Origin of the sequence: Mordavella massiliensis, from assembly GCF_016902415.1 — a bacterium.
Lineage (GTDB): Bacteria > Bacillota > Clostridia > Lachnospirales > Lachnospiraceae > Merdimonas > Merdimonas faecigallinarum.
Map to the genome: position 1 here is coordinate 61,524 of NZ_JACJLV010000010.1, position 11,703 is coordinate 73,226.

Annotated in this window: 12 protein-coding genes; 9 read left to right on the forward strand and 3 right to left on the reverse strand. The window is 49.8% G+C overall.

The window, feature by feature from the left end; genetic code table 11:
• Positions 1 to 107 precede the first annotated feature (107 nt).
• Positions 108 to 1,268 (forward strand): MalY/PatB family protein, encoded by a 1,161-nt coding sequence (locus H6A13_RS04705; protein ID WP_204908463.1) that lies wholly within the window; start codon positions 108 to 110, stop codon positions 1,266 to 1,268.
• 58 nt (positions 1,269 to 1,326) lie between these two features.
• On the opposite strand, the gene H6A13_RS04710 is transcribed toward H6A13_RS04705, so the two are convergent.
• A complete protein-coding gene (locus H6A13_RS04710) occupies positions 1,327 to 1,671 on the reverse strand; it encodes a type II toxin-antitoxin system HicB family antitoxin (RefSeq protein ID WP_204908464.1) in 345 nt (114 codons plus the stop codon).
• Positions 1,668 to 1,922 (reverse strand): type II toxin-antitoxin system HicA family toxin, encoded by a 255-nt coding sequence (locus tag H6A13_RS13270; protein ID WP_204908465.1) that lies wholly within the window; start codon positions 1,920 to 1,922, stop codon positions 1,668 to 1,670. Before H6A13_RS13270 ends, H6A13_RS04710 begins: the two co-directional genes overlap by 4 nt.
• Positions 1,923 to 2,089: 167 nt before the next feature.
• On the opposite strand from H6A13_RS13270, the gene H6A13_RS04720 reads away from it, so the two are divergent.
• Genes H6A13_RS04720 through H6A13_RS04740 form a run of 5 tightly spaced genes read left to right on the forward strand, consistent with a single transcriptional unit; the run spans position 2,090 to position 7,550 of the window.
• Complete coding sequence (locus H6A13_RS04720) at positions 2,090 to 3,595, forward strand: amino acid adenylation domain-containing protein (protein WP_204908466.1); 1,506 nt, start codon at positions 2,090 to 2,092, stop codon at positions 3,593 to 3,595.
• Positions 3,588 to 4,802 carry a diaminopimelate decarboxylase family protein gene (locus tag H6A13_RS04725; RefSeq protein WP_204908467.1) on the forward strand — a complete coding sequence of 405 codons (1,215 nt, stop codon included), beginning with the start codon at positions 3,588 to 3,590 and terminating at the stop codon, positions 4,800 to 4,802. The genes H6A13_RS04720 and H6A13_RS04725 overlap by 8 nt, the downstream gene beginning before the upstream one ends.
• The gene (locus tag H6A13_RS04730) at positions 4,790 to 5,020 is read left to right on the forward strand and encodes an acyl carrier protein (protein ID WP_204908468.1); all 231 of its coding nucleotides are present in this window, start codon (positions 4,790 to 4,792) and stop codon (positions 5,018 to 5,020) included. The genes H6A13_RS04725 and H6A13_RS04730 overlap by 13 nt, the downstream gene beginning before the upstream one ends.
• Positions 5,021 to 6,559, forward strand: coding sequence for an MBOAT family O-acyltransferase (locus H6A13_RS04735; protein WP_204908469.1), 1,539 nt, complete (start codon positions 5,021 to 5,023; stop codon positions 6,557 to 6,559).
• The gene (locus H6A13_RS04740; RefSeq protein WP_204908470.1) at positions 6,546 to 7,550 is read left to right on the forward strand and encodes an SGNH/GDSL hydrolase family protein; all 1,005 of its coding nucleotides are present in this window, start codon (positions 6,546 to 6,548) and stop codon (positions 7,548 to 7,550) included. Before H6A13_RS04735 ends, H6A13_RS04740 begins: the two co-directional genes overlap by 14 nt.
• Here the strand turns inward: H6A13_RS04740 and H6A13_RS04745 are convergent.
• Positions 7,531 to 7,893, reverse strand: a complete 363-nt coding sequence (locus H6A13_RS04745; protein ID WP_204908471.1) for an ArsR/SmtB family transcription factor — start codon at positions 7,891 to 7,893, stop codon at positions 7,531 to 7,533. The two genes, H6A13_RS04740 and H6A13_RS04745, sit on opposite strands and share 20 nt — an antisense overlap.
• A gap of 181 nt (positions 7,894 to 8,074) precedes the next feature.
• Between H6A13_RS04745 and H6A13_RS04750 the strand changes: the two genes are divergently transcribed.
• From H6A13_RS04750 to ptsP, 3 genes are all read left to right on the forward strand, one after another.
• The gene (locus tag H6A13_RS04750; protein ID WP_204908472.1) at positions 8,075 to 8,293 is read left to right on the forward strand and encodes a cation transporter; all 219 of its coding nucleotides are present in this window, start codon (positions 8,075 to 8,077) and stop codon (positions 8,291 to 8,293) included.
• Positions 8,294 to 8,308: 15 nt separating this feature from the next.
• Positions 8,309 to 10,195, forward strand: coding sequence for a heavy metal translocating P-type ATPase (locus H6A13_RS04755; RefSeq protein WP_204908473.1), 1,887 nt, complete (start codon positions 8,309 to 8,311; stop codon positions 10,193 to 10,195).
• A gap of 44 nt (positions 10,196 to 10,239) precedes the next feature.
• Positions 10,240 to 11,703, forward strand: a 1,464-nt coding sequence (gene ptsP, locus H6A13_RS04760) for a phosphoenolpyruvate--protein phosphotransferase (protein ID WP_204908474.1), incomplete at its 3' end; no start/stop codon positions are given.

Consider the following 11,703-nt stretch of genomic DNA (forward strand, 5'->3'; position numbering starts at 1 on the left):
ATTTTATCTTATCTCAATTTCCTATAATGAAATGTATATGTCCCGGATGGAAAATCATTTTCATAGTGTTATAATAATGTTGCAATGATTCTAAAGAGAGGTGCAGCATGGGACAAGTAATTTACAAAGAAAGAAAAAATACGAATTCTACAAAGTGGGACGATTGCCTGGAGAAGTTTGGCAAGGAGGACCTTCTGCCTCTGTGGGTGGCAGACATGGATTTTGAGGCGCCGGCCTGTGTGAAGGAAGCTTTGCAGAAATATCTGGATCAGGGAGTGTTTGGATATTATAAGCATTCCGACGGATATGAGCAGGCATTTATGAACTGGGAGGCATCCCATCATCAGTATCAGGTGGAAAAGGACTGGATCCGGTTTGCGCCGGGTGTAGTTCCTGCCATTAACTGGCTTCTTCATATTCTGACAAACGAAGGAGATCCGGTGTTGATCATGCCGCCGGTATATTATCCGTTCAAGGATGCGCTGGTCAACAATCACCGGACCATTGTGGAGTGCCCGCTGATCCGCCGGGATACCGGATACGTGATGGATTATGAAGGATTTGAAAAAAGCATTGTGGAACAGGGCGTGAAACTTTTTGTGCTTTGTTCGCCCCACAATCCGGTAGGAAGAGTCTGGAAGGAAGAAGAACTCCGGAAAGTCATGGACATTTGTAAAAAACATCAGGTTTATGTGATCTCGGATGAGATTCATCAGGATCTGGAAATGTCCGGATATCATCACATCCCGACAGCTACTGTGGGAGACTATGATGAGATCCTGGTGACGCTGACGGCGGCAACCAAGACCTTTAACCTGGCGGCCTGCCAGAATTCCATCGTGATCATTCCCGATGCAAAACTGCGGGAGCGTTACGACGAATACCTGACCAGGATCCGCATCAGCGGCGGCAATTCCTTTGGGTATATCGCAGTGCAGAGCGCTTATGAAGAAGGCGCAGAATGGCTGAAAGAACTTCTGGGGATCATCGAAGGAAATTACCGCTATCTGCGGGAGACATTGGAAAAGGAACTTCCGAAGGTGTGGATTTCCAATCTGGAAGGGACTTATCTGATGTGGATCGATCTGGGAGCTTATGTCCGCCCGGAAGATATGGAAAAAGTCGTCCGTGATGACTGCGGACTGGCAGTAGATTACGGCGCATGGTTCGGAAGCGGAGAAAACGAGACATTTATCCGCGTCAATCTGGCCACCAGAAGAGAGAATATTGAACTGGCAGCAGAACGGCTGATTAAGGCAATAAAATAGTTAACGGGGACGGGGGATTTTCAGAAATCCCCCGTCCCCGTTAACATTATAATGTCTTTTACAAAACTTTTTCTTTCAATTGATTTTTAATAGCTTGTTCGACGAAATTGTTTAAGGATATTTGATGTGATAAAGCATAAAGAGCGGCGGCTTTATGAAGCTCAGGGGAAATACGTACGTTAAAACCTCCTTTATAAGCCTTTTCAGGGGATATTCCTTCTTCCCGGCAAACAATCAAATAATCATCTACAGCATTGTGAAAATCATCTATTAAATCTTTGGCGTTTGTTCCTTCGTAAGAGATCAAAGCGCGGATTCCTACAACTTTTCCATAAAATATACCATCCGTTTCAGAAAATTCCACGGTTCCTGTGTAACCTTTATAAGATATAGTATTATTCAAATGAATCCCTCCTGTTCCAGTTTTTTTATTAGATCTTTTACTTGATATGCCAGTAATTCTTTTCTTGGATGTGGTTTGTGAAGTAAGATAGGTGCATGATTTTTACTTGTGAATATGACACGTGAACCACTGGTATGCCCTTTGTTTGATTTAGAATAAGAAAAAAATTGCAATAGAATTTCAGCCTCTTCAAAAGTGAAGTCACTTGGTCTTGATTTTAGTTTCTTTATAAGTTTCTCTTTTTTGCTCACAGATGAATCTCCTTTTATTATAAATGTGTTTCTTGATAAATGCAACTATATATAGTTGCAAAATATTTCGCCAATCTTAAGAATTTCCCGGTCTTTTGCTTAAGATTTGTCTGTCATAATGATGCCTGTTACAAGACGGATGCTATGGACAAGAAAGGATCAGACGGATGAAGAATGTATTGGAATGGCTGGAACGCACAGCGCTTCGCTGCCCGGATAAGATAGCGGTGGACGATGGAAATGTGGTGCTAAGTTTTGAGGAACTTCGGGACCTGGCAAGAAGAATGGGATCGGGTCTCGCAAAGGAGACGCCCCCTGGCCGTCCGGTGGCAGTGTATCTTTCCAAAAGTTCTCTGGTGCTGGCGGCTATGATGGGAGTGGTATACGCGGGATGTTTTTATGTGATGATCGATCCGGAGCAGCCAAAGGAACGGGTACGCAGGATCTGCGATGTGCTGTGCCCGGAACTGGTGATCACCGATGAATACGGGGAAGAATTGTTCCGGGAGATACCGGGGAAGATCCCCACGGTCCGGATCGTGGATCTGATGCGTGCCCCAGCGGATCTGACGAGGCTGAAAGCGATCCGGAAAGAGAGCAGAAGGGAAGATCTTCTGTACGGGATCTTCACATCCGGTTCTACCGGAATGCCCAAGGGAGTGATGGTCAGTCATGATGCGGTTCTGAAGTTTATCGGGCATTTTACGGAGTTATTTCAGATTACAAAAGAGGACCGGATCGGGAATCAGGCGCCCTTTGATTTCGATGTGTCTGTGAAGGATATTTATTCCTCTCTGATGACAGGGGCCAGTCTCTATTTAATTCCAAGGGATGACTTCCGGACGCCGGCAAGGCTTCTGGACCGGCTGTGTGAAAAGAAAATCACCACCCTGATCTGGGCGGTGTCGGCGCTCTGCCTGATCTCCACGCTGAAAGGCCTGGAATACCGGACGCCGGAGTTTGTGCGGAAGGTGCTGTTTAGCGGGGAAGTTATGCCGTCCGGCCAGTTGTCTGCCTGGCAGAAAGCCCTGCCTCAGGCAGAGTTTGTCAATCTCTACGGGCCGTCGGAGATTACCTGCAACTGCACCTGGTTCCGGGTGGATCATCCGGCCGGCAGAGGAGAAAAACTTCCCATTGGAAAGCCCTTCCCCGGGCGGCGCGTATTTCTGGTGGACGAATCCGGAAAAGAAGTGGCCGAAAAGGGTAGAACAGGGGAAATCTGTGTGTCAGGAGAGTCTCTGTCAGAGGGGTATTACGGGAATCCTAAGATGACTGCTGAAAAATTTCCCGTTGATCCGGAGAAAGGACGGTACTATAAAACCGGAGACCTGGGATACTTCGGGGAAGACGGCAATCTTTATTTTTCCGGACGGAGAGATTTTCAGATCAAACATATGGGCCACCGGATCGAACTGGAGGAAGTGGAGCGCGCCATGGAGCAGGTGGATGGAGTGACGAGAAGCTGCTGCGTTCTGGACAGGCGGAAAGAAAGGCTGGTGGCATTTTACCTGGGAGAAGAAAAAACGGCCCGGATTCGAAAGGGGATGCAGAGCCTGGTGCCCCGCTATATGATCCCGGCAAAGTTCTGCCAGGTGAACGGGATGCCTCTGACAAAAAATGGAAAGATTGACAGGACATATTTTTTAAGAAAGGTGGAGATGCAGGATGGATAGGAACCGGTTGGAATATGCGATCGTAAAATATGGAACGCCCCTCTATGTGTTTGACCTGGACATGCTGGAAGAGGAAACGGAAAGGATCCGGCGGGGAGTAGGACCTGACCTGGAACTTTGTTATGCACTGAAAGCCAATCCTTTTCTGGCAGAGAAGATGGCGGAACTGGCAGGGAAACTGGAAATCTGTTCCATGGGAGAGTACAGGATCTGTAAAGCATTAAAGATCCCGCCGGAGAAGTTTCTCATTTCCGGTGTTTTGAAAAAAGAAGAAGAAATCGAAGAAATCTTGTGTGAGGAAGGAGACCGTTGTATCTATACCATCGAATCACCGGCGCAGTTTTCCAGGATCGGTCAGTGGTGCGAGACTCATAAGAAAAAGGTAACCGTTTATCTCAGGCTGAGCAGCGGCAATCAGTTCGGTATGGACCAGCGGACGCTGGAGAGCCTCTTCCGGAAGAAAGACCTGTATCCCGGGCTCTGCATCAAAGGACTGCATTATTTTTCCGGCACCCAGAAGCGCTCCCCGGGGCAGGTGGAAAAAGAACTTGTCATGCTGGATCGCTGCCTGAACGAACTGGAAAATATAGCAGGAGAACCCATTGAAACGCTGGAGTACGGGCCGGGGATCCCGGTTCCATACTTTACGGATCAAAAAGATGAGACGGATCTGTTCTTGCAGACCATACAGAGTGCGGCGGGTAACATGCGCTGGAAGGGACAGATCGTGCTGGAGATGGGCCGTGCGCTGGCTGCGGGATGCGGTTATTATCTGACCCAGGTGCTGGACGTAAAAAAGACGGAAGGCACCAACTATTGTATTGTGGACGGAGGGATCCATCAGATCAATTATGACGGGCAGATCCGGGGAATGTACAGGCCTCATCTGAAGATCAGCCCGTTTTATCCGGAAGGAAAAGAAGAGGAATGGACGGTCTGCGGGGCGCTTTGTACGGCTGCGGATGTTCTGGTAAGAAAGGCATTCCTGAAAAATCTGCGGCCCGGAAGTATTCTGATCTTTGAGCGGGCAGGCGCCTATGCCATGACAGAAGGAATGGCCTTGTTTTTAAGCCGGGAACTTCCGGCGGTCGCTGTTTATGAAAGAAAGGAAGGCTGGCGGCTTTTCAGAGACCGCACGCCGGTATTCCCCTGGAATATGGAAGATAAAAAAACAGAAGAAAAGGAGAAAAACCAATGGAAAAGCTGATGGAGATCTTAAGAGAGATTGATGATACGATAGATTTTGAAAAGGAAACGGCGCTGATCGACGGAAGAATTCTGGATTCTTTCGGGATGATCACACTGGTGTCAGAGCTGGAAGACGCATTTGATATCCAGATCGGCGCTTCGGAAATGGTGCCGGAAAACTTTAATTCTGTACAGGCGATGTGGGAAATGGTGACAAGACTGAAGGAGACAGGATAAATGGCATATCATACAGGGATGTATCTGTTTTTGTTTCTTCCGGCGGTGCTGCTGCTTTACCAGGCTGCTCCTGCAAGACACCGCTGGAAGGTGCTTTTGCTGGCAGGATATGTATTTTTCTATCTGGTCAGCGGGAAACTTTTGCTGTATCTTCTGGGGACTACTCTTTTTACGCATTATATCGGACTCAGACTGGAAGCATTACAGAGCGCCGGACGGGGAAAGAAGGAGCAGAAACGTGTGCTGGCCTTTGGGATCTGTGTGCTCCTTGCAGTTCTGGGTTATCTGAAGTATTACAATTTCTTCGCAGAAAATCTGAACAAGGCGGTGGTACATTTTGGCGGGGGTCCGCTGCTTGCGGCCAGGCACCTCTTGCTGCCCATCGGGATTTCTTTTTATACGCTGCAGGCTATCGGGTATATGGCCGACATCTACTGGAAGAAGATCCCGGCCGGGCAGCCGCTTGGGAAAGTGGCGCTCTTTCTTGGCTTTTTCCCGCAGATCATGGAAGGCCCCATCAGTATGTACGGCCAGACGGCAGATCAGCTCTGGCAGGGCAGAGACATCCGAAGAGAAGATCTGTCCAGGGGATGGCTTCGGATTGTCTGGGGATTGTTTAAGAAAATGGTGGTCGCGGACCGGCTGTATGTGCTCGTCCAGAATGTGTTCAGCCAGCACAGCCGGTATAGCGGAGTCATCGTGGCCGTGGCGGCAGTGGCCTATACCGTGCAGCTTTACATGGAGTTTTCCGGGTGTATGGATATCGTGACCGGGAGCGCCCGGATGTTTGGCGTGACGCTGCCGGAAAATTTCCGACAGCCCTTTGTGTCAAGAAGTGCGGCAGAATTCTGGAGACGATGGCATATCACATTGGGGGTCTGGCTGAAAACCTATGTATTTTATCCGGTGTCTGCTTCCGGACTGGTGAAAAGATGGAACCGTTTTGCCAGAAAACATTGCGGAAAATATGCGGCCAGACTTGGCGTATCTGCGCTGGCGCTCTTTCCGGTGTGGCTGTGCAACGGATTGTGGCATGGGCCCAGATGGAGTTACATTTTTTACGGAATGTATTATTTTGTCATCCTGCTGCTGGAAATGGCGTTCGAGCCAGTCGGAGAGAAGATCCGCACGCTTCTGGGGCTGAAAGCAGATGCCTGGCAGATCAGAGCTGTTCAGATTTTCCGGACCTGGCTTGTGGTTTTCACAGGCGAACTCTTTTTCCGGGCTGACGGCCTTCGGACAGGCATAGAGATGTTCCGGAGCATCTTCCGGGGATTTTCCCTTGTGCCCTTGTGGGATGGGAGTCTGTGCATGCTGGGCCTTGATCTGGCGGACTATCTGGTGGTTTTTGCCGGATGTCTGGCAGTGGGCGCGGCAGGATTTTTCAAAGAACGGCAGACAGATATCTCTGTCCGGCTGGAGAATACAAAGCTTCCGGTCCGGTGGGCGTGTTATTATGCGCTGATCCTTGCGGTTGTGCTATTCGGGGCCTACGGGATCGGTTATCAGAAGGTGGATTTGATTTATGCTGGATTCTAAAAAGAAAAACAGAGTGAAAACGATTACATTTTTTGGCTTACTCCTGGTGATCCTGACTGGACTTTCCGTGGCGCTGTCCGGTTATGCAGGGAAACACAGTGAACTGGTCAAAGACCGGAACCGGGCGCTGACAGGTCTTGGGGAAGAACCGGACCATACCATTGATCTTCTGGTGATCGGAGACAGTGAATGTTATACTACCGTTTCGCCCATGGATCTCTGGAAAGATCACGGGATTACCGCTTACCTTGGCGGACAGTCCGGGCAGAAGATCCAGGAGAGCTATTATATGCTGAAAACGGCGCTGGAGACCCAGAAGCCGAAACTGGTTATGATGGAAACCAATGTGCTTTATCGTTCTGCGGATAAGCCGGACGCTTTGCAGGATATTTTATACGAAGCAGGACAGCATTATTTTCCGGTGTTCCGTTATCATGACATGTGGAAGACGCTGCTTCCCGGAACCAAGGCGGGGGAGACGGATTATAAGGGATATGTGCCAAGGACCAATGTGCAGCCCTATACCGGCAATCGTTCCTATATGGCCCGGACAGAGGAAGCAGTTCCGGTCCGGGGAAAAACAGTGCACTATTATATGGATGAGATCCTGCGGATCTGCAGGGAAGAGGGGATTGCATTTATGCTCTACAGCGGCCCGTCGCCGGTTAACTATAATTATAAAAAGCACAATGGACTTGCAGCCTATGCAAAAGAACAGAAGATCCCTTACCTGGATCTGAATCTGAAACAAAAAGAATTGGGGATCGACTGGCAGATGGATACCGTAGATAAAGGAGATCACCTGAATCTTACCGGTGCAAGGAAGGTGACCCGGTATCTGGGAAACTATCTGAAAGAAAATTATGAACTGCCGGATCACCGGGAAGAACAGTCCTACCGGGAATGGAACGCAGAGGCGGACCGCTTTTTTGCGGCGATCGGGCAGACAAAGGAAACGAAAGGTCTTCCGGCTACAGATCCGGACAGGTAATCTTCATGACCTGTTCGATCACATGATGCAGAAGCTGGGCCTGCTCCGTTTCTGCGGCTTTATAATAAACTTCTTTTCCCTCCCGGCGGCTGGTAACAAGGCCGCTGGTCTTTAACTGCCTGAGGTGGTGGGAGACGGCGGGGCTTGACATGTCCACCATACAAGAGATGTTGATGACACATTCTTCGCAGTGGCATAACAGCCAGAAGATGCGTACCCGGCTCCCGTCGCCTAACTGCTTGAAGACATCGGCGATGGTCTGGAAATCCTCGGTGCCCGGCATGCAGGTAAGGCTCTTTTCGATTTTCTGCCCATGATCATGGGGAAGCTTCTTTTCTGTCATAATGAAAACCTCCTTGCTGTTCTGATTATTGTAGTACAGCTTTTTGGCTGATGCAATGAAAAAGGAAAAAATTTTCGAAAAAAGAGAGAATAGAGTATTGACATTTCCTGCATAAGAGATATAATGAAATCAACAATTAAACAAATGCTTAATTGATTAAACGTGAAAGGAAGGAAATAAAATGAAAAAGACATACAAGATTGATGTGGATTGCGCAAACTGTGCAAATAAGATGGAGCAGGCGGCAAAGGAGACGGCCGGAGTAAAGGATGCGACTGTCAACTTTATGATGCTGAAGATGATCGTGGAGTTTGAGGAAGGACAGGAACCGAAAACGGTGATGAAAGAAGTCCTGAAGAACTGCAAAAAAGTAGAGGATGACTGCGAGATCTTTTTATAGACGGGGAGAATTCTTATGACCAAGAAACAGAAAAAGATGCTGGCCCGGATCCTTGTGGCGGCGGTTTTGATGATCGGCTTACATTTTGTGCCGGTGTCCGGGGCGGCAAGATTTCTTTTATATATGATCCCTTACCTGACAGTAGGATATGATATTCTATTAAAGGCATGGAAAGGGATCCGCAACCGGCAGGTGTTTGACGAATGTTTCCTGATGGCAGTGGCTACGGTGGGAGCCATCGCTCTGGCCCTTTATGAGCAGAGCGGCGATTACACAGAGGCCATTGCGGTAATGCTCTTCTATCAGATCGGAGAGCTGTTCCAGAGTTACGCGGTGGGAAAAAGCCGCCGCAATATCAGCGAACTGATGGACATTCGCCCGGATTATGCTAATATAGAAACAGACGGGACGCTGACCCGGGTAGACCCGGACGAAGTGGAGACCGGCAGTGTGATCGTGGTGCAGCCCGGCGAGAAAGTGCCCATCGACGGGATTGTGGTGGAAGGAAACTCTACCCTGAATACCAGCGCACTGACAGGAGAAAGTGTTCCCAGGGATGCAAAGGCGGGAGATGAGATCATCAGCGGATGCATCAATCTGACCGGCGTCCTGAAGATTCAGACCACCAAAGAATTTGGGGAGTCTACGGTATCCAAAATCCTGGATCTGGTGGAGAATGCAAGCTCCAGAAAATCCAGATCCGAAGAATTTATTTCCAGATTTGCGAGGATCTACACTCCGGCGGTCTGTTACGCGGCCCTGGCCCTTGCGTTTCTGCCTCCGCTGGTGCGGTTTTTGGCGCTCGGCCTTTCGCCGGACTTTGGGACCTGGGTATACCGGGCTCTGACATTTCTCGTAATCAGCTGCCCCTGTGCGCTTGTGATCAGCATTCCATTAAGCTTTTTTGCAGGGATTGGGGGAGCCAGTAACGCCGGCGTTCTGGTGAAAGGCTCGAATTATCTGGAGACCCTGTCCCAGACAAAGATCGTGGTCTTTGACAAGACCGGCACGTTGACCCGTGGGGTATTTGAGGTCATCGGGATCCATCACAATCAGATGGAAGAAGAACAGCTGCTGGAGTATGCGGCCCTGGCGGAAAGCGCTTCTTCCCATCCCATCAGCAAAAGCATTCAGAAGGCTTACGGGAAAGAACTGGACCGCAGCCGGGTTACAGAGATCCGGGAGATCAGCGGAAATGGTGTGACTGCCAGAGTAGACGGTCATGAGGTGGCGGCAGGCAACGATAAGCTGATGGATCATCTTGGCATTTCCTGTATTCCCTGCCACAGTGTGGGAACCATCATCCATCTGGCGATTGACGGCCGGTACGCCGGACATATTGTGATCTCGGATGTGGTGAAACCCCATTCAGCAGAGGCCATCCGCGCGCTGAAAGCGGCCGGCATCCGCAAGACCGTCATGTTGAGCGGCGATATCCGCAAAGTGGCAGAAAAAGTGGCAGAAGAACTTGGCCTGGACGAAGTGTACAGTGAACTCCTTCCTGCTGACAAGGTAGAAAAAGTGGAAGAACTGATCGGCACAAAAAAAGAGAAAGAAAAACTGGCCTTTGTGGGCGACGGCATCAATGACGCCCCGGTACTGGGACGGGCGGATATTGGTATCGCCATGGGAGCCATGGGTTCTGACGCTGCCATTGAGGCGGCGGACGTGGTGCTGATGGACGATGATCCTTTGAAGATCGCCAAAGCCATTCGGATTTCCAGAAAATGTCTGGGCATTGTCTATCAGAATATCGTGTTTGCCATCGGCATCAAACTGATCTGCCTGGCCCTTGGCGCCGTGGGTCTTGCGAACATGTGGCTTGCCATTTTCGCAGATGTTGGTGTCATGGTCATAGCCGTACTGAACGCAGTCCGGGCGTTGTTTGTGAAGAATCTGTAAGATATAATATGGAAAGAAAAATCTAAGATTGGAACAGGAACAGAATGAAAAAATATCAGGGGAAATCTGTGTCAGAAGGGATTGCCATCGGGAAACTGCGGGTGTATTCCAGAGAGCAGAGGATCATCGAAAAGAGAAGGACAGAAGATGTGGACAGAGAGCTTGGGCGTTTTGAAGACGCCCGGGCTTCTGTTGCTTTGGAACTTTCTCAGCTTTATCAGGAGACGGCCCGGAAAGCGGGAGATCAGGTGGCTGCCATTTTCCAGGGCCATTCCCTGATCCTGCAGGATGAGGTGGTCATAGATTTTATCCGGGAAATGATCCGTACCCAGAAGGTGGATGCGGAATCTGCGGTGGCAGCCGCAGGAGAAAAGTTTGCCGGCGTCTTTGAACAGCTGGACGATCCTTATTTTAAAGAGCGGGCGGCTGACGTAAAAGACGTGAAAGAGCGGGTGTTAAGAAAGCTGCGGGGCGGATCGGAAGAGCCGGATCAGGAGGAGGAAGAACCAGTCATCCTGATTGCCAGGGAGCTGACGCCCAGTCAGACGGTCTGCATGGATCCATCGAAAATACTGGGATTTGTGACAGAGCTTGGCTCCGCCAATTCCCATGTGGCGATCCTGTCCCGCGCCATGGGGATCGCCGCCCTGACGGGAATCCGGTTTACGGAGGAGATGGACGGAAAACTGGTGGTTCTGGACGGATTTTCCGGGGAACTGATCCTGGAGCCGGACGAGACGTCTCTTGCAGGCTATCAGGAAAAACAAAAAGGCCAGGAAGAGCGTCAAAAACTTCTCGCGGAACTGCGGGGAAAAGAAGATGTGACAGCGGACGGCCGGAGAATGGATCTTTTTGCCAACGTGGGAAGTCTGGAAGAAGTAAAAAGAGCGCTGGAAAATGACGCCCGAGGAATCGGCCTGTTCCGGACGGAATTTCTGTACCTGGGGAAAACAGATTTTCCTTCTGAGGAAGAGCAGTTTCAGGCATATAAGGAAGCGCTGGAACAGATGGAAGGGAAAAAGGTGATCATCCGGACACTGGATGTGGGAGCAGATAAGCAGACGGACTATCTTCAGATGGAACCTGAAGCCAATCCGGCGCTTGGATGCAGAGGGATCCGGCTTTGTTTAAGGCGGCCGGATATCTTCAAGACTCAGCTGCGCGCGCTTGTACGCGCCAGCGCCTATGGCAATCTGGGGATCCTGTATCCCATGATCATTTCTGTGGATGAAATCCGTCAGATCAAAGCCCTGGTAAATGAGGTGAAAGCAGAACTGGAAGAAGAAGGCATTTCTTATGGAACCTTTGAGCAGGGCGTGATGATCGAGACCCCTGCAGCGGTTATGATCAGCTCTGCGCTTGCAAAAGAAGTGGACTTTTTCAGTATCGGGACCAACGATCTTACCCAGTACACGCTGGCTGTGGACCGGCAGGATGTGAAACTGGACGATCTCTTTGATCCCCGCCACCCGGCCGTGATGGAACTGATCCGGATGACAGTGGAAAAC

Bases quoted from the DNA above. Each gene is read 5' to 3' on its own strand.
- H6A13_RS04730 (WP_204908468.1), top strand. From the start codon at position 4,790: ATGGAAAAGCTGATGGAGATCTTAAGAGAGATTGATGATACGATAGAT.
- H6A13_RS04745 (WP_204908471.1), bottom strand. From the start codon at position 7,893: ATGACAGAAAAGAAGCTTCCCCATGATCATGGGCAGAAAATCGAAAAG.
- H6A13_RS04725 (WP_204908467.1), top strand. From the start codon at position 3,588: ATGGATAGGAACCGGTTGGAATATGCGATCGTAAAATATGGAACGCCC.
- H6A13_RS04705 (WP_204908463.1), top strand. From the start codon at position 108: ATGGGACAAGTAATTTACAAAGAAAGAAAAAATACGAATTCTACAAAG.
- H6A13_RS04740 (WP_204908470.1), top strand. From the start codon at position 6,546: ATGCTGGATTCTAAAAAGAAAAACAGAGTGAAAACGATTACATTTTTT.
- H6A13_RS04750 (WP_204908472.1), top strand. From the start codon at position 8,075: ATGAAAAAGACATACAAGATTGATGTGGATTGCGCAAACTGTGCAAAT.
- H6A13_RS04735 (WP_204908469.1), top strand. From the start codon at position 5,021: ATGGCATATCATACAGGGATGTATCTGTTTTTGTTTCTTCCGGCGGTG.
- H6A13_RS04720 (WP_204908466.1), top strand. From the start codon at position 2,090: ATGAAGAATGTATTGGAATGGCTGGAACGCACAGCGCTTCGCTGCCCG.
- H6A13_RS04755 (WP_204908473.1), top strand. From the start codon at position 8,309: ATGACCAAGAAACAGAAAAAGATGCTGGCCCGGATCCTTGTGGCGGCG.